This is a genomic window from Rufibacter sp. JT3400010 (assembly GCF_054956755.1).
This window is the reverse complement of record NZ_JBUDXA010000003.1, coordinates 71,615-88,941: the sequence shown is the minus strand read 5'-3', so window position 1 is coordinate 88,941 and position 17,327 is coordinate 71,615. Positions and strand designations below refer to the sequence as shown.

Here is a 17,327-nt window from a genome sequence, read left to right as displayed (position 1 = left end):
GCCGATTCTCTGCTCTTTTTGGATAAACGTATACAAAGCGGCGGGACGCCGCAGGTAACTCACACTCGCGGGACGCGAGCGAGTGAAACCTTTACTTTTATATAGTCCTACTTACTCTTCCAAAGACGTTTTAAGGTAGATTATCCAAAATCAGTCCTGAAACAAGTAAAGCTGATTTGCCTTAATATTTTTCCATTCCTGTGGCGGGTTGCCAGTCAGATTTCGGTTCAAAGTGGTTCCATAGGGTTTTAGACACGGCTCTGATGAGGGTGTACCCTGCGTTTTTGTATTCCCAACTCTCGTCTTTCTGGTTTTTGGTGATGATGCAGAAGACATAATCGCCGTGCGGCGCATTGACCAAGACTACTTCGGAACGCGATTGGTTTACGGCTCCCTGCTTGGAGGCTGTGTGCACATGCGGCGGAATCTGGGAGAGCGCCACATCATCAAAGTAAATACGGCCCAGGTTGCGGTACATGCGCTCACTCGCCGAAGGGCTAACCGCCCGGCCCTCCCTGATCATGGAGACCAAAGTGGCCATTTCGCGGGGCGTGGTCTGGCCCCATCCGTACTTCTGCCAGTTGGCGCGGCGGCCCGGCGTTCGGGAATTCATGCGGGTATATTGAAAGCCGTTTTTCTCCAGCCAGGCATTGATAGAAGTTCCTGTTCCGGCCAGTTGCTGGAGCCACAAGCTGGCCGTATTGTCTGAAGTGGTGATGCTCAGCATCTGGATTTTACCCAAAGCTACTGTTGCGCTGTCTTTGAAATTGCCTACAATGTCTTCGCCCGCATAGTATAAGGAGTCCCGGTACCGGAGCACGGTTTTCGGGTCAATTTCTCCCCGCTCTATCTTGTCAAACATGCCTACCATGATAGGAACCTTGATCATACTGGCCGTAGGGAAAAGCGTATCTGCGTTGATGGCTACCGTTTTGCCAGTCTTCAAGTGCCGCACATAAATACCCACCTCGCCCTGAAAGCCTTGGGTAAGCGCTTGTAATTTTTGGGTGAGTTTGGCGTCGGTTTTTTCCTTGACCGTTTTCTGCCCGAAAACCGGAAAACCGTAGGAAAACAGGAGAAGAAGCGAGAAGAGTGAAAGGTAGCGCATGGTCATCTGGTTGATGCCCAAAAGATACATATTTTATCTTATCTGTGGCGTTGGCAAGAACGAGGAGAGTTTTTAGCCTGGTTCTTGTAAAGCGGCCCCAAAACGCACATGTAAGCAAATATAGGGTTGTGCGTAGAGTTAGCGTCAGCGCTCTACGCATGAGTTGGGCAGCCAATCTCCTGATTGGGATGACGGAACGGCATTGGCACAGACGCTCGCAGGTCTTCTAGACGCTACGAGGTCTTTGGGGCAAGCAAAATAGCAGTGCAAACCAGAAACACTCCTCCTAAGTTAGGGGTGCCCGAAGGGCGGGGTGGTGAAAAGACCAGCAGACGTACTTTCGTTGCGCCGCAGCGAGGCTAGTCAGAGACCACCCAGCACCGTAGGCACGAGTCTGGAGACTCGTGCCAGCTAAAGAAAAAGTAGGTAGCAGGCGAATGATTGTAAATGAATTCCCCCATTCTCTCACTCATTCAATCTCTCATTCAATCTCTCATTCACCAACCTACGCCGCTGCTACTTTCTCTACTACCTTGGGTTCAATGTCAAAGAGGAAGTGGTTGAGTTTGGAGCGGAGGTCGGCGGCGGAGAGGTTGCGGAAGACTTCGCCGTTGCGTACGAGGGCAATCTGACCGGTTTCTTCAGAAACGACCAAAACTACGCTGTCAGTGACTTCAGACAAGCCGATGGCGGCGCGGTGCCGGAGGCCCATAGAGGCAGGCACGTCGTTACTTTCGGTTACGGGCAGAATACAGCGAGCGGCTTTGATGCGGTTGCCCTGGATGATGACGGCCCCATCGTGCAGCGGACTGTTCTTGTTGAAAATGGAGATGAGCAGACGTTTGCTGACAATGGCGTCAATGGCATCGCCGGACTCGGCGAAGTAGCGAAGTTCAGAGCTTCGCGCGAAAACAATCAAGGCACCGGTGTTCTTGCCGGCCAGTGATTTGGCGGCTTCAATGAAAGGCGTGATAGAGAGTTTGTCGGCGTTTTCAGAGCGGCGCCACGGAAAACTTTTGAACAGACGCTCGTTGTTGAAGGCCGTGGTTTTCCCAATCATAAGCAGAAAACGCCTGATTTCGGGCTGGAATACAATAATGGCCGCCAAAACGCCCACGCCCATGAACTGCCCCAGAATAATGGTAAGCAGCTCCATACCGGCAGCCTTCACCACCAGGTACAAGAGATAGATGGAGAGCAGGCCTAAGAAGATTTTGAGGGCTACGCTTCCGGTCAGGAGTTTATAGAGCTGGTACAAGAGTACCGTCACCAGCAGGACATCAATAATATCCAGCCACTCTATCTCTAAAAATCCTATGGAAAACAATGAAATCACGCCGTCAACATCTTTTTTACAATCTCAATAGTATGTACTGCCTCCTTTACGTCATGCACCCGCAGAATGTCTGCCCCGTTCAGTAACGCGAGCGTATTAGCAACAATTGTGCCCGTAAGGGCTTCCTCAGGACCTACGTGCAGCGGTTTGTAGGTCATGGATTTTCTGGAAAGCCCAATTAATACAGGTAACTCAAATACCTCCAGTTCTTTAAGGCGGCGCAACAGCTGGTAATTCTGGTCTACATTTTTTGCAAAGCCAAAACCAGGGTCCAGCAAAATGTCTTTCACGCCAGCAGCTCTCAGCAAGGCCACGCGCTCGGCAAAAAAGGAGAAGACCTCTTCCAGCAACCCGTTTTCGTACTGGTTTAGAGAAGCCATGTTCTGCGGGGTGCCGCGCATGTGCATGAGCAGATAGGGTACGCCTAATCTGCCCGCCGTGCTAAACATGGCTTCATCCAGTGTGCCGCCAGAAACGTCATTAATGAGATGTGCTCCCTGGCGTATGGCTTCCTCCGCCACCCGGGCCCTAAACGTGTCAACAGACAACAGCGCCTCTGGGAATGCTTTGACGAGCGCCTCTATAATGGGTACTACGCGATTTAACTCTTCCTGTTCCGAAACCTCGGGGGCACCCGGGCGCGTAGAATACCCGCCTATGTCCAGAAACGTAGCTCCGTCTGCGAGCATCTTCTCTGCCTGCCGTAACGCCTGGCCTACTCCGGTGAGGCGGCTGTTGGCGTAAAATGAATCTGGGGTGACGTTAAGGATACCCATGACCGCGGGTTGCTGCAACATGACCAGTCTGCCGCGGCAGTTAAGGGTTATTTTTTTGCAGAAAAGTGTATCTTTCGCGGTCAAATCGCCTATATTCATTTTCTTAAAAGTAAAACGAAAAACTTGATTCACCAAACCGCCCAGGAGTACAATCGCGTGATAGAAGCGTGCCAACGCCTGTTTTTGCAGAAAACCCAGGATTACGGCACCGCCTGGAGAATCCTACGGCTGCCTTCCATCACAGACCAGATTTTTATCAAGGCCCAACGCATCAGGTCCATTCAGGAGAAAGGCACCCAGAAGATACAGGATGACATTACGTCTGAATTTGTGGCCATTGTGAATTACTGCGTGATTGCCTTAATGCAGGAGCAATTGATAGCGCAGGGCGAGACCGAACAGGCGTTGCCAGTGGAGCAGGTACGAGGCCTGTACGAAGAGGAAATCAGGAAGACGCAGGCCTTGCAGGAAGACAAAAACCATGACTACGGCGAGGCTTGGCGCAGCATGCGTGTAGAGTCCATGACCGACCTGATTTTAATGAAAATATATCGCACCAAACAGATAGAAGACAACGCTGGCCAAACGTTGGTGTCTGAAGGTGTGGAAGCCAACTACCGCGACATGCTCAACTACGCTGTTTTCTGCTTGATTAAACTAAATTATCCGAACCATGGCACTCCGTCTGCTTAGTAGATTCGCGTGGATAGCGGTGGGCGCCTTGTTCATCTTCTCGGGCCTGATCAAATTGAACGACCCGGTAGGCACCGCTATCAAACTGGAAGAATACTTTGAGGTGTTCTCGGTAGATTTCTCCTCGGTGTTTCTGTCGCTGAAACCGTTTGCCCTTTATTTTTCCATTCTCCTGAGTACGCTGGAGGTAGTGCTGGGCGTGGCTTTGCTGGTGCGCTGGAAGCTGAGCACCGTACTGTGGCTGCTTTTCTTTTTGACGTTGTTTTTCACGTTTCTCACGTTTTACTCGGCATACTTCAACAAAGTAACCGATTGTGGCTGCTTCGGAGATGCCATCAAACTCACGCCGTGGCAGTCGTTCACCAAAGACGTAGTACTGCTGGTGCTTATTCTGGTGCTGCTGTTCACCCAACGGCATCTGGTGTCACTGGGGCAGATAAACCGAGGAGTGGCCGGTGCTATAGTAGTGGTGGCGTTGCTTTTTTCAGTAAGCGTAAGCGTGTACGCCTACCGGCATGAGCCGTTCCTTGATTTTAGAGCGTACCGTGTGGGAGCCAATATTCCGCAGTCCATGAAGCCGTCTGCCCCGTTGCGGTACCAATATATAATGGAGAAAGGCGGCAAAGAAGTTTCTTTTGAAAGCTACCCCACAGACACCACCTACAAGTTCAAGAAAATGGTGCCGCTTAACCCCCAAGATGGTCCCAAAATCACAGACTTCAATATCTGGAACGACCAGGGCGATTTCACGAAGGAGATGTTCCTGGGCAACCGGCTGCTGATTCTGGTGAAAGACGTAAAGAAGGCCGACCAGGAGAGCTTCAAAGAGATAAACAGTTTACTGGCCGGTCTGGAGAAAAACCAAAGCCCTAAAATTGTGCCGGTGGTGATTACCTCCAGCAGCAGCCAGGAGTTTGACGTGTTTCGGCACGAAGTGAACCTGGCAGCGCCATACTTCTTCGCCGATGCCACTGTGCTTAAAACCATGATCCGGTCTAACCCAGGCCTGCTGCTGTTCAAGAACGGCATTGTGGTAGGCAAATGGCACTACAATGACATCCCTGCGTTGCAGGATGTGCAGGAATTGGTGCGATAAATGAGAGATGGAAAGATTGAATGAGTGAAAGAATGGGGTTTTGAATAAGTGAGAGAAGAAGTAAATGAAGTTGTATTGCTGGCTGAGTAATACAACTTCATTTACTTCTTTGGCGGTTGCGCTAACTCTTCTCAACTCTCTTAAGGCTCATAATTACGCCAACAACTTCTTTCCCTATCAATCTCAATCGTTTCAAGGCTAATTTCAAAAAAATAAGCCGAAAACCTCATTCCACAATCCTTCAACATTCTCTCACTCATTCAATCTCTCACTCATTCAATCACCATTATGTCTTCAGAAAGCGCCGTTTCTAAAATCTTCCTGGTAGGAATGCCGGGTTGCGGGAAATCGACGGTGGGGAAGGTTCTGGCTGAATTGCTGGGTTATCGGTTTCTGGACTTAGATACCTTGGTGGAGGAGCAGGAGGGCCAGACGGTGCCGGAGGTGTTTGAGCAACGCGGGCAGGCTTACTTTAGGGAAGCCGAGGCGAAAGCATTGCGCCGGGCGGCGGAAAGGGTGGAAGATGTGGTGCTGGCAACGGGGGGCGGAGCGCCTTGCTTTTGTGAGAACATGGCCTTTATGGTTTCCCACGGGATACCGGTCTATTTGAAGCTTTCTCCCCAGGAGTTGGTTTCAAGGTTATCTGCGCATGATCTGCAGCTACGACCGCTGTTACGGAACAAAAGTGCCGCCGAATTGCAGGAGTATCTAGCGGTTACGTTGGCCGAGCGGGAGAAATTTTACAAGCAGGCTTCCTGTGTGGTGCCCGCCGGAGAAGGCGCTGCGCAGGAGGTGGCCCAAGCCGTTGTCCAGCTTTTATTCCCGCGCTGACGCTTGTTTAAAGGCGTGTCTAGATAATTTTGCCTATTTTTGCACGTTTCACAGCAAGAAACGTTTCATCTAATTTTACCTACTATGAAACCGAATCATAAAGGATCTGCGACTCTTTTCAAGAATCCGGTGCTGGAGCGTCTTACCCACACGCATATTGCCATTCCTATTACCATCTTTCTAGTGATTGCCACCGGTCTGCTCGTTTACGGCTTTACGTACGGCTTTCTGGACGTACTTTCGGCCGTGGGGTTGTTTTTGGCGGGTTGGCTGATTTTCTCCCTGGTGGAGTACCTGGCGCACCGCTACATCTTCCACATGGAGCCTACTAATGAGTTCAAGAAGAACATACAGTACACATTTCACGGAAACCACCATGACTACCCTAAAGACAAAACCAGATTGGCCATGCCGCCCATTGTGAGTCTGTTTATTGCTTCTTTTTTCTTTTTCGTGTTTAAACTGGTGTTCGGGTCTATGGTGTTCGGCTTGGTGGCCGGATTTCTGTTCGGGTACGCGCTGTACCTGTTCGTGCACTACGCAGTACATGCTTATGCGCCGCCTAAGAACTTTTTGAAAACCCTCTGGATTCACCACAGCATTCACCACTACAAAGACCCGGAACGGGCGTATGGTGTTTCTTCTCCGCTTTGGGATTGGATAATGGGTACCATGCCGCAGAAAAGCCGCAAATAACGTTTTACTAATGATTTTTATAAAAGAGGCCCGAAAGGCCTCTTTTTTTGTGCCAATACTGTTTGTGTCTCCTTTTATTAATCCTGATTAGTGAGCAGGATTAAGTTTGTTTAGATAAGTTATGAGCCTATTTGTCAGCTAGTTTTTGCTTTGTTCCATTTGAATTAGGGTTCGAAATAATCATAAAGCTATGCTTGTTTTCTTGTTTTTTGCATTTTAGATCTAAAACTGATTGTAATTTTTTGAGGTGGTAAATAAAAGTGCTTCATCTTTCTTCTAAAAAGTTGGATTTATAAAATAAAGTAAAAGTGAAGCTTGCTAAGTATCCTATAAATTCTTGGGATTAGGCTAATGAATTGAACTCTTTACTACTTCTCTTTATCGTGTGTTTATAAGTGCTTGTCGTGTAAATAATGCAATTCATAGTAATAATGCGTCTATAGTGTATGTTTAATTGAATAATTTAAAGATAATATATGCTTGATTGCTTTCTGGTGCAATGGGTTTATGTATTGAATTGGATTGATGTATATACATACCTTTGTGCCAGTAGTAAATACAATATTGATATAAATCAAAAAGCAATAAAGGTATGGTAGCAATTTTACACAATCTAAAAGTAATCCTTCTGGCAAGCATCTTGTTTATAGCAGGGGTTTCTGCCACGGTTGCTCAGTCACTTCCAATCAATGTTATTGGTACTTCTTATACCCAAAATTTCAATAGCCTGCCACAGGCTCAATATAGAGTAAACAATACCCGAGTGTGGGAAAATGAAGGAACGCTTCCTGGGTGGAGTGCTCAGCTAGGAAACAGCAATACCACAACTATTGAGATCACGGACGGAGATGTTACTACTGCAGGTCTGAAAAGCTATGGTTCCAATGACTACAATGACAATCGTAGCCTAGGCGGATTTGCCTCTTCCTACAACCAGTTCATCTACAAAGTACGGTTCCATAACGCTACCGGTAAGTCTCTGACCAACATCGGGCTTGAGTTTGTGCTGCAGCAATGGTTTGATGGATCATCTGTCTCTAACCTTACTATGGAGTTCCGCATCAATGAAAGAGGAAGTACCACTGGTGCCTGGAATCCGGTTGCTGCGCTGCGGGGGCCTGTCTCTTCAAACAGAAATGTCATTTTGAACGGTAACTTAACTGCAAACCAGAAGCTGGTTAAAGAGAGTTTGGAAGGTGTTGTTCTTAAAGCAAACCAAGAGTTGACCATTCGGTGGGTAAATGCCGTGAGTAGTGGCAAAGATCTTCTGGCTATTGATAATTTCAAATTAACAACAGAAGAGTTCAAGACTGTTGCCCCAGTGGTGGTGAGTACTGGTAAGAAAATATTCTATAGCAGTGTTTGGCTTGGAGGTGAGCTGAGTGATTTGTCTGCCTGGAATACCAACCCGATCTATAGCAAAACCGGATGGGCGGGTGCTGGAGAGGCGCCTACCTCGTTCTCAGATCCTAACCAGGTGTTCATAATACAAAGCCCGTTGTTTGGCAATCCTGAACTTACCAAAAGCATTAAGCTGCCTGCTAGTTCTAAACTTGTCATAGGTACCGGGTTGCCAATTGAGTTCACCATCCCTGCAAACGTTCAGTTAGAGGATGTAAACGTTGAGGTGGCGGCTTTGGCTATCGTTAATTTCGATAGTAAGATATTGCCTACTCTTGGAAATGTAGACGCCACCAGTACTATTATTTACAAAGAAAATAGCAGCGAAATAAAAGCTGGTAAGTACGGAAACCTTAGAATTGATAACAAAGGAGCCGTTAAAAAGTTAAGCAACAAAGTTTTGATTACGGGTCAGTTAGAGTTGAAAAATGGTTCAAAACTAGATTTGGGTGATTTTGACCTGGTAATGGGTGACAACAAGCAGCCCGTTCTATTTGATGCGCAAAGCTTCATCACAACCAAAGGAAAAGGTCGTTTAAAAACAAAGTTAGCCCCTGGTGACAGTGCCATCTTCCCGGTAGGCTATGACAACAAAGCATTGCCAGTGAAGCTGAAACTGAAAACAGGCAGCGTGGCAGATACCTTCAGCATTAGAGTAATTGATGGCGTGTACACCGCCTATGAGCAGAACGTGCCTAATGGCCTTTCTTATGACAACAACCAGATGGTAGGTAAAACCTGGATTGTGGATGAAGGAGTAGTGGGTGGCACAAACCTGGAAATGACCTTGCAGTGGACTGCCGCAGACATGCCTGCTGGTGCCACTATCCCAGAAAGCGCTTTCCTGATGCACTACCACAACAAGCAATGGGATAAAGGAAGTGCTGCCAAGATTGTTCTGCAAGATGGCGTTTATTCCCTTACCCGTACAGACATCACCTCTTTCTCTCCGTTTGCGATCTCGGGCCAAAGTGCCAAGGGTACAACCCCAACACCGCTGCCCGTTACTTTGACGTCTTTCCAGGCAAAACGCGTAAATCAGCAAATTCAGTTGAACTGGGCCACCGCTTCTGAGAAGGATAATGACCATTTCACTATTGAGCAAAGCATTGATGGTATAACGTTCCAAACGGTAGGGAAACAAGTAAAAGGAGCCGGAAACAGCATGGTAGCACTTACTTACAGCCAAGAGGTATATGATGCCAACCCAACCAAGACCCAGTATTTTCGCTTGAAGCAAACAGATATAGACGGAGCCTTCGAGTACTCTAAAACAGTAGTTGTGACCCCGGCTAATGCCGCATCTAAAATGCAGGTGAAAGTAGCAGCTTATCCCAACCCTACTCCAACCGGTAAAGTAAGCCTGGAAGTTTCCAGTGCCTCTGAAACTGCAACTATCACAGTCTTCCACAGTGCAGGTAAAGTAGTGCTTCAGAAGCAAGTGCAACTGGTGTCAGGCTCACCGGTAGAGCTTGATCTAGCAGACCAAAAAGCAGGTGTGTATCTGGTGCAGGTGCAGACAGGTACTACCAAAGAAACGCTTCGCGTGATAAAACAATAAGGTAAACTCCTTTGCCTAAAACAGCAAGGCCACCTACTTAGGTGGCCTTGCTGTTTTAGGTCTGTTTCAGTTAAAATGAAGGTAAACTACCTACCCCTGATTTTGCGGAGCAGCCACAGCACCAAGGCAATCACTACTACAATGATAATAACGGCCATCCACATGCCAGCCTCGAAAATGTCACCAATGAGATCGCAACCGGAGAGCGTCATGGTGATCAGTAGCATGAACGCAAAAAAGTATGCTTGTAAATTTTTCATGTCTATAAGTTTAAATCAGTTATAATGAATCGGTTTATACTATAAAACCATCTGCTATAATGTTACTGTGTTTCATACAAAAAGGTTGAATACAACAAGCAGACTGAAAGGGTTGCGGAAGGTTCGGCTAAAGCCGAATTGCTTAAAATACTTTGCGTCTATGGTTGCCTCAATGAAGAAGCCGAGCCAAACCGTTATGCAGGAGCTTATTTTCCTGATGACGTAGTTGAGCCTCAGCTACAGAAGCACTTGTCAGAAATAGGAGAAGTGACTTGTCTGTTTTGGCCCTTTTTTCTGGAAAAGAGGTTGGAAAGGGAGGTGAGCGACTTATGTCAAATCGCATAAACCACTTTTCATTGGTTAAAGCCTCGCAAGTCTTCAAGGCCTGTGAGGTTTGTTAAAGAATCATTACCGTAGTGTGTTTATGAAAGTAAGTTTAGACGATTTGGTATTACGTCTTACTAAGTCAATTCAGAAAGAGAGCCGTTTAATTCCATGGCTCAATTGAATAATGCAGACACTTTGCCCAGAAAGGCGTGTAAGTACAGAAAGTGCCCATAAACAGAAAGGCCCGTCTGCAAGACGGGCCTTTCTGTTTATGGGCAAAACATTTTGTTATCTGATTGCAATTGCATCTGGTCTACCATCTGGATCGTTGCTTACTACACCTTGAGAGTGTACGCTTCCGCCGGTAAGGGCTAGAATACCCGCTACGTGCGGAGCAGCGTAAGAGGTTCCACTTCCAGTAGTGTATCCGCCACCTTTCCAGGTGGTAAGAATGTTAGTGCCTGGGGCAGAGAAGTTAACGGAGCTGCCGAAGTTAGAGCTTGGGTGAAGGTTTCCGTAAGAATCCATGTTAGACACTACGTATACGTTTGAGTTGATTACGCGGGCAGGAGAATCGGCTTTGCAGTCTATGTGACTGTTACCAGAGGCAACTACTACATAAATACCGCGGGCAGCCGTTTTCTTCACCAGGTCATCCAGCAAAGAGGAGGCAGCTACCCGAAGGCTCATGTTCACCACATCGCCGGGCTTGCCGTTTTTGTACACGTGGTTCAGCGCTGAGTAAATGCGGGTAAGAGTACCGGCGCCAGCATCGTCAAATACCCGCAGCGCCACAATAGAAGCATTAGCGGCTACCCCAACTACACCTTCGTTGTTATCTTTTGCGCCAATGATACCGGCAACTGCAGTACCGTGGCCGTATCCGTCTTCCCATGAGGAAACCCCAGTGATGAAAGACTTGCTTCTTGCTTTGTCTACGTTCAGGTCTGGGTGGTTAGACTGCACGCCTGAGTCAATCACCCACACGGTCTTACCCGTACCGTCACCATAACCCACGCGGGCAATGCCCCAAGGAATAGTCTGGTTAGAAAAAGAAGAGGTAGTGCCTGACGCGTCACCTAACATAACTGCCTGCTCAGGCTCCACGTATGCTACAGACTCATCTGATTTTAATTGCTGCACCTCATCTTTGCTGAGGTTACCGGTAAAGCCATCAGAAGTTCCGTTGAACATGTCACTGATGCGTTCCCGCTTGATGCCTAATTTTGAGAGTAAACGATCTCTTATCTCTTGTTTAGAAGCAGTGGTGCCATCTTTCAATACAACAATGTATTTGCCGTCAACAGCATTAGACGTGGTGGCAGGAGATGCCGGCGCAAGAGCCGTTTCTTCTAAAAGCTCATCTTTCTGACAACCAGCCATGGAGAAAACAGAGGCAAGAGCGAAGAAAGAGACAGCTTTTTTGAAATTAGGTGATTTCATGAATTACAATTTTTGTGGGTCAAAAAGATTTTAGTGTAACCTTTGGGTGCACTTTCCCGTAACCGACGCTTTCTTGATATAGTTCACTTGGTTCTGATAAAAGATTGACTCTCCTTTGCTGCAAACCCTTGAAGGATTAATGTGCTTAAAGAGAAGCAAATTCTTATCAAAGCCTGTCCCTGCCTCAAAAACGAGGGTAATGCAAGAGGTTGAGGAGAGATGATGAGCTAGTACCAAAGGAGCCATTCGTTTACTTTGAATATGCACACCTGTTTATTGCGTATTTCGGCTGTTTGAACGTCTTGTTCATATTTATTTATAACCCTTTTCAGAACGGATATAATTAAATTACAGTAACAAGATGTCCTTACTGGCAGCAATATAATAATATTTTGTTATTATCTATAAATTAAGCTAAAAAATGTTTGAACATATATTAACATATTTATATTTGATTATCTTAATATGTTTAAAGAGGGTAAATTTTAAGCAATAGGCAGTCTAAATATGACGGTTTGGGTTATTGCTCTTATTTTCAAGCAATTATATGTTAATATGCGCTTTTTTAATCTTGTTTTGGCTGCAGAAAGCTACTTCTGTATGGTCTTGAAGAAGAAGCACAGCGTGAAGTTGGTTGGGGATTATAGAAAAATCATTCTTGAAACAGTGTTATAAGCGGTTTAGCAACCCTTTCTCGCTTGATAGATGCTTTTTTAGTAGGTTAGCTGTATAGGAGAAAATTAGTACTTTTGCATCAGCTATGGTAAATCCATTTCCATTTATAGCGCTCACTCCACCGTGAGGCCATTTCCTGAATGTTCCTACTCTGGGCGCCAGTCCTTCTATTTCTCATGTTTCAATGCTGCTAATGGTGTTCCAAGCTTTTGTTGGTAGCACGCAGCGGTGCATCTATTTCCTAACTATCGATTTTCAAGAATGAAGCTTTATTTACGCCTCTTTGACTTCAGCCAGAGAGTAGATTATAAAAAGGAAATCTTGGCCGGGCTTACCGTAGCCATGACCATGATTCCGGAGTCTCTTTCCTTCGCCATTTTAGCCGGGTTCCCGCCATTGATGGGTTTATACGCCGCCTTCATCATGGGGCTGGTAACTGCTGTGTTGGGCGGAAGGCCAGGCATGGTGTCAGGTGGGGCTGGTGCTACGGCGGTGGTGTTAATTGCTTTGATGCAATCCCATGGTATTGAATACGTGTTTGCAGCGGTGGCTTTAGCCGGTATTCTGCAGATCTTGGTAGGGTTGTTCAAGCTAGGCAAGTTTATCAGGTTGGTGCCCCAGCCGGTGATGTTCGGTTTCGTGAACGGGTTGGCGGTCATCATTTTCATGTCGCAGGTAGAGCAGTTCAAGACGGTGGTAAACGGAGAAACCACCTGGCTCACGGGTGCTCCGCTGTACATCATGGCGGGTCTGGTTGCGGTAACCATCGCAATTATTTTGGTATTGCCTAAGTTCACCAAAGCGGTGCCTCCTTCATTAGTAGCCATACTGGTAGTGTTTGGTATTGTAATGGGTTTCGGGATAGAAACCAGAGTGGTCAAAGATATTGCCTCCGTGAGTGGCAGTTTGCCGCCGTTTCATATTCCCCAAATTCCTTTTAACCTAGACACCCTACAAGTGATTTTCCCCTATGCCTTAATTATGGCCGGCGTGGGACTCACCGAAAGTTTGCTCACGCTGAACCTGGTAGATGAGATAACCGGAACCCGCGGCAACGGAAACCGCGAGAGCATGGCGCAAGGCAGTGCCAACCTTTTGAACGGCTTCTTCTTCGGTATGGGTGGTTGTGCCATGATCGCGCAGACGCTGGTGAATCTTTCGGCAGGCGCGAGGGCCAGGTTGGCGGGTATCATTGCGGCACTTACCATTCTGGTCATCATTTTGGTAGGGGCTCCTTTCATAGAACGGGTGCCCATGGCGGCTCTGGTGGGCGTAATGGTGATGGTGTCCATTGGCACCTTTGAGTGGATCAGCTTTAGAATCATCAACAAAATGCCGAGGCATGATGTGTTTGTAGGCATCTTGGTAGCTGTTATTACCATCTGGCTGCACAACCTGGCGCTGGCGGTTTTAATTGGCGTGATTATCTCCGCGTTGGTGTTCGCCTGGGAAAGCGCTAAGCGTATAAGAGCCAGAAAGTACGTAGATGAAAACGGAGTGAAGCACTATGAACTATACGGGCCACTGTTCTTCGGCTCGGTGGCTGCCTTTACCGAGAAGTTTGATGTGCAGGGTGATCCAGCGGAAGTGATCATAGATTTCAAAGACAGCCGCGTAGCCGATATGTCCGGCATTGAGGCACTGAACAAACTAACCGAACGCTACCACAAGGCCGGTAAAAAACTGCACCTGCGGCACCTTAGCCCAGATTGCCGTCTCCTCCTCCAAAACGCCGATGCGGTGATTGATGTGAATATTCTGGAAGACCCACACTATGCTATTGTAACGGATAGAGGCTGAGTTAGGTAGTAGGAGTAAGCTGTATTTTAAGCCTGTTTTGGAGAAGATAAGCTTGGAACGCGCTCTTTTTGCGAAGTAGATCTCGCTGGCGCGAGCCTCCGGTTCGTGTCCGCACGCATTGGAGATCATCGTTGCCGCCCCTTTTGTCATCCTGGAAAGATCTTGTGAGCGAACGGCAGTAGCGCTTACTACAAAGCCTGTCTAGTTTGCTCACAAGATCTTTCCAAGATGACAAAGGGGAAAGAGGAGTTTCCTGCTGGCCAGGGTAGAAAATAGCATTTCTGAAAAGCGAGAAACAGGCACACGTAGGAATGCGTGCGGACACGAACCGGAGGCTCGCGCCAGCGGAAAGCGTTAGAATATAGGAATAAGCAAAAAGCAGCAAAGCGTTTCGGGGCAGATTTGTCATTATCTGCCCCGAAACGCTTTGCTGCTTTTGAAGATGAAAGTCTATACCACGTAAGACAAGCGGAATTCTGGGATCTCGATGTTCTGATAGCCCAACTCAGTCAAATCGTCCTTCAGTTGGCCCATCACAGATTTTTCGCCGTGCACCAAGAAGATGCGTTTAATCTGCTCTTTGTCCTGGCAGTGAAGGAATTTGGCAATGTCGCCGTAATCTGCGTGGGCGCTGTATTCCTTCATGATCATCATCTCGGCTTTCACCTCCACCTCGTCGCCCATGATGTAGACTTTCTCCGCGCCGTTCATGAGTTTGCCGCCTAAGGTAGACGGTTCGCAGTAACCGGTAATAAGCACCGCGCTGTTGGGGTCAGATAAGTTGGTTTTGAGGTGGTGCTGAATGCGCCCGGCTTCCATCATGCCCGAGGACGAAATGATCACGCAAGGTTCGTCTATCTTGTTTAGTTCCTTGGAGTCGTCCACCTCCGTGATATAGGTCAGCTGCGGAAACCCAAATGGATCGGGGTCATCCTTGATGTATTCTTGCATGGTGTCCCGAAAATATTGCGGATTATCGCGCATGATATCGGTGGCGTACACCGAAAGTGGACTATCTACAAATACCTTCACATCTGGCAGGCGACCTTCCTCGGCTAGATAGTTCAAGGAGTAAATCAATTCCTGCGTACGGCCAATGCTGAACGCAGGGATCAACAGTTTGCCTTGCCGTTCTACGCACACTTCCTGCACAATCTTCTGCAAACGTTCCTCAGTGTTCTCCAGGCTGTCATGCACGCGGTTACCGTAGGTAGACTCGCAAATGATGATCTCGGCCTGCGGAAACGCCTGCGGCGGATTCAGAATCCGGTTCGCAAACCGCCCGATGTCACCGCTGAAGCACAGAGTGCGCTCCTTGCCATCATCTTGTAGCCGGAGGTTGATAGCGGCGCTGCCCAGCACGTGGCCGGTGTCGGTGAAGAGCAGTTCAATGTCTTCGTCAATCTGGTAAGGCTCGTCGTACGGTACAGTTACGAATTGTTGAAGGGCTTGCTCGGCGTCTTCCTCGGTGTAGAGGGGCGTAGTGCTGCTGTTTCCGTTGCTGCTCTGAATACGGGCGCTGTCCATCAATAAAAGTTTGCAGAGTTCCAGGGTAGGTGGGGTGGCGTAAATAGGGCCGGTATAGCCTTCGCGCACCAGCAAAGGGATCAGGCCAGAATGGTCAATGTGCGCGTGCGACAAAATGAGGCAGGTGAGGTTCTCGGGCTCGAAGTCAAAGGAGCGGTTCCGTTCCTCGGTTTTGTCGCCCATGCCCTGGGTCATGCCACAGTCCAGCAGAATGCGTTTTCCGTTTTCTAAGGTTACTAAGTGCTTGCTGCCGGTCACGGTCTGGGCCGCTCCGTAAAAAGATATGGTCATAGAAAAGTACGTCTGAATAGGTGGAGGTTGTACGGGCAGCAGCCTTTTCAGATACAGGAAATTTGTTTTGGGGCTGATTTCTGAAAAACAGGACGAAAAGAGATGCAATGTACTTTACCTCTTTGTCATCTTGAAAAGATCTTGTGGGCGAACTAGAAAGGCTTTGAAGTAAGCGCTGCTGCCGTTCGCTTACAAGGTCCTTTCAGGATGACAAAGAGGGGAAGACGAAGAGGTGTATTCAGCAATGCGTGCGGACACGAGCGGGACGCTCGCACCAGTGATCTGGATATCCGTGTGAATTCTAATGTAGGGTAATTCTTGGTGGTTGCCCTTTTCAAAAGATGAAAAAAGTGAAAGCCCCTGAATGACAATCATTCAAGGGCTTCTACTTTAATTGTGATGAAGTGCTGTTTAGCGCCTGATCTACAGAAACCAGACCCAAAACAAACTTACAGTAATCCTCTGAGGCGCTCGGCGGCGCTCTCTGGGGTGATGTCGCGCTGGGGGTCTGCCATAAGCTCGTAGCCTACCATGAACTTCTTTACCGTGGCCGAACGGAGCAGCGGCGGGTAGAAGTGCATGTGCAGGTGCCAGCCGGGATAATCCTTGCCATCAGTAGGTGCCTGGTGGATACCCGCCGAGTACGGAAAGGAGGTGTTGAAAAGCTTGTCGTAGATAGAGGAAAGCCGCTTCATGATATCGGCGTAGCCGAGTTTCTCTTCTTCCGTGATCTGACCCAGGTGCCCGAAGTGACGGCGAGGGATCACGATGGTCTCAAACGGCCACACAGCCCAGAAGGGCACCAGCGCCACAAAATGTTCGTTCTCCACCACTATGCGGGTTTTCTCCTCCAGCTCCTGGATTAGGTAATCAGAGAGCAGGCTGCGGCCGTTCTGTTGGAAGTAGGCTTCCTGCTGTTCGGTTTCCTTGGCGGGTTCGCCAGGTACGGAGCTTTGGGCCCAGATCTGGCCGTGCGGGTGCGGGTTGCTGCTGCCCATCACGCTGCCCTTGTTCTCGAAGATCTGCACGTAGCTGATCTCCTCCATGGCGCCCAGTTCCTGGTATTGCTCCTGCCACAAATCCACCACTTTCTTGATCTCAGAGGTCTCCATGTCAGACAAGGTGAGGTCATGGCGGGGCGAGAAGCAGATCACTTTACAGATACCACGCTCGCTTTCTGCTCTGAGCATACCATTGGAGAAGGAGCCGGAGGGACTTTCAGCTTGTAAGGCCGCAAAATCGTTCACGAACACAAAGGTGGAAGGATAATCCGGGTTCTTTTCGCCGTTGGCACGCACGTTGCCTGGGCAAAGGTAGCAAGTGGGATCGTACTGGGGACGGGTGTCCTTTTCAGTAGTTTCCTGCTGGCCTTGCCAGGGGCGCTTGGAACGGTGCGGAGAGACCAGTACCCATTCGCCCAGCAGTGGGTTGAAGCGGCGGTGCGAGTGTTCTGTAATATCAAATGAATTCATAGTTTCTAGAGGTAAGGAATGGAAGAGGGTAGAG

The 17,327-nt window shown here is 48.2% G+C and carries 13 protein-coding genes; 6 read left to right on the top strand and 7 right to left on the bottom strand.

What is annotated here, in order from left to right:
* Positions 1-181 precede the first annotated feature (181 nt).
* The 3 genes from ACY0JR_RS03860 to folP form a co-directional block, all read right to left on the bottom strand.
* The gene (locus ACY0JR_RS03860; RefSeq protein WP_462632564.1) at positions 182-1,138 is read right to left on the bottom strand and encodes a serine hydrolase; all 957 of its coding nucleotides are present in this window, start codon (positions 1,136-1,138) and stop codon (positions 182-184) included.
* Positions 1,139-1,613: 475 nt separating this feature from the next.
* Positions 1,614-2,444 (bottom strand): diadenylate cyclase CdaA, encoded by an 831-nt coding sequence (gene cdaA / locus ACY0JR_RS03855; protein WP_462632562.1) that lies wholly within the window; start codon positions 2,442-2,444, stop codon positions 1,614-1,616.
* Positions 2,441-3,319: a dihydropteroate synthase gene (gene folP / locus ACY0JR_RS03850; protein WP_462632561.1), complete on the bottom strand. Its 879-nt coding sequence runs from the start codon at positions 3,317-3,319 to the stop codon at positions 2,441-2,443. Before folP ends, cdaA begins: the two co-directional genes overlap by 4 nt.
* 24 nt (positions 3,320-3,343) lie before the next feature.
* Between folP and ACY0JR_RS03845 the strand changes: the two genes are divergently transcribed.
* The 5 genes from ACY0JR_RS03845 (at position 3,344) to ACY0JR_RS03825 (ending at position 9,498) form a co-directional block, all read left to right on the top strand.
* On the top strand, positions 3,344-3,913 hold the full coding sequence (locus tag ACY0JR_RS03845; protein ID WP_462632560.1) for a DUF1599 domain-containing protein: 570 nt from the start codon (positions 3,344-3,346) through the stop codon (positions 3,911-3,913).
* Positions 3,894-5,009: a BT_3928 family protein gene (locus ACY0JR_RS03840; protein WP_462632559.1), complete on the top strand. Its 1,116-nt coding sequence runs from the start codon at positions 3,894-3,896 to the stop codon at positions 5,007-5,009. The genes ACY0JR_RS03845 and ACY0JR_RS03840 overlap by 20 nt, the downstream gene beginning before the upstream one ends.
* Positions 5,010-5,297: 288 nt before the next feature.
* On the top strand, positions 5,298-5,840 hold the full coding sequence (locus ACY0JR_RS03835) for a shikimate kinase (protein ID WP_462632558.1): 543 nt from the start codon (positions 5,298-5,300) through the stop codon (positions 5,838-5,840).
* Between the two features lie 84 nt (positions 5,841-5,924).
* Positions 5,925-6,536 carry a sterol desaturase family protein gene (locus ACY0JR_RS03830; RefSeq protein WP_462632557.1) on the top strand — a complete coding sequence of 204 codons (612 nt, stop codon included), beginning with the start codon at positions 5,925-5,927 and terminating at the stop codon, positions 6,534-6,536.
* 592 nt (positions 6,537-7,128) lie between these two features.
* Positions 7,129-9,498: a T9SS type A sorting domain-containing protein gene (locus ACY0JR_RS03825; protein ID WP_462632556.1), complete on the top strand. Its 2,370-nt coding sequence runs from the start codon at positions 7,129-7,131 to the stop codon at positions 9,496-9,498.
* Between the two features lie 86 nt (positions 9,499-9,584).
* Here ACY0JR_RS03825 and ACY0JR_RS03820 read toward each other — a convergent pair whose 3' ends face one another.
* Both ACY0JR_RS03820 and ACY0JR_RS03815 read right to left on the bottom strand, forming a co-directional pair.
* The gene (locus ACY0JR_RS03820) at positions 9,585-9,758 is read right to left on the bottom strand and encodes a hypothetical protein (protein ID WP_462632555.1); all 174 of its coding nucleotides are present in this window, start codon (positions 9,756-9,758) and stop codon (positions 9,585-9,587) included.
* A 615-nt stretch (positions 9,759-10,373) separates the two neighbouring features.
* Positions 10,374-11,528: a S8 family serine peptidase gene (locus ACY0JR_RS03815; protein ID WP_462632553.1), complete on the bottom strand. Its 1,155-nt coding sequence runs from the start codon at positions 11,526-11,528 to the stop codon at positions 10,374-10,376.
* Between the two features lie 936 nt (positions 11,529-12,464).
* Between ACY0JR_RS03815 and ACY0JR_RS03810 the strand changes: the two genes are divergently transcribed.
* On the top strand, positions 12,465-14,003 hold the full coding sequence (locus tag ACY0JR_RS03810) for a SulP family inorganic anion transporter (RefSeq protein ID WP_462632552.1): 1,539 nt from the start codon (positions 12,465-12,467) through the stop codon (positions 14,001-14,003).
* 450 nt (positions 14,004-14,453) lie between these two features.
* Here ACY0JR_RS03810 and ACY0JR_RS03805 read toward each other — a convergent pair whose 3' ends face one another.
* Both ACY0JR_RS03805 and ACY0JR_RS03800 read right to left on the bottom strand, forming a co-directional pair.
* A complete protein-coding gene (locus ACY0JR_RS03805) occupies positions 14,454-15,821 on the bottom strand; it encodes an MBL fold metallo-hydrolase (RefSeq protein WP_462632551.1) in 1,368 nt (455 codons plus the stop codon).
* 449 nt (positions 15,822-16,270) lie between these two features.
* Complete coding sequence (locus tag ACY0JR_RS03800; RefSeq protein ID WP_462632550.1) at positions 16,271-17,293, bottom strand: UDP-glucose--hexose-1-phosphate uridylyltransferase; 1,023 nt, start codon at positions 17,291-17,293, stop codon at positions 16,271-16,273.
* Positions 17,294-17,327: the final 34 nt, after the last annotated feature.

Bases quoted from the DNA above. Each gene is read 5' to 3' on its own strand.
- ACY0JR_RS03860 (WP_462632564.1), bottom strand. From the start codon at position 1,138: ATGTATCTTTTGGGCATCAACCAGATGACCATGCGCTACCTTTCACTC.
- folP (WP_462632561.1), bottom strand. From the start codon at position 3,319: ATGAATATAGGCGATTTGACCGCGAAAGATACACTTTTCTGCAAAAAA.
- ACY0JR_RS03840 (WP_462632559.1), top strand. From the start codon at position 3,894: ATGGCACTCCGTCTGCTTAGTAGATTCGCGTGGATAGCGGTGGGCGCC.
- ACY0JR_RS03835 (WP_462632558.1), top strand. From the start codon at position 5,298: ATGTCTTCAGAAAGCGCCGTTTCTAAAATCTTCCTGGTAGGAATGCCG.
- ACY0JR_RS03830 (WP_462632557.1), top strand. From the start codon at position 5,925: ATGAAACCGAATCATAAAGGATCTGCGACTCTTTTCAAGAATCCGGTG.
- ACY0JR_RS03825 (WP_462632556.1), top strand. From the start codon at position 7,129: ATGGTAGCAATTTTACACAATCTAAAAGTAATCCTTCTGGCAAGCATC.
- ACY0JR_RS03820 (WP_462632555.1), bottom strand. From the start codon at position 9,758: ATGAAAAATTTACAAGCATACTTTTTTGCGTTCATGCTACTGATCACC.
- ACY0JR_RS03815 (WP_462632553.1), bottom strand. From the start codon at position 11,528: ATGAAATCACCTAATTTCAAAAAAGCTGTCTCTTTCTTCGCTCTTGCC.
- ACY0JR_RS03810 (WP_462632552.1), top strand. From the start codon at position 12,465: ATGAAGCTTTATTTACGCCTCTTTGACTTCAGCCAGAGAGTAGATTAT.
- ACY0JR_RS03805 (WP_462632551.1), bottom strand. From the start codon at position 15,821: ATGACCATATCTTTTTACGGAGCGGCCCAGACCGTGACCGGCAGCAAG.
- ACY0JR_RS03800 (WP_462632550.1), bottom strand. From the start codon at position 17,293: ATGAATTCATTTGATATTACAGAACACTCGCACCGCCGCTTCAACCCA.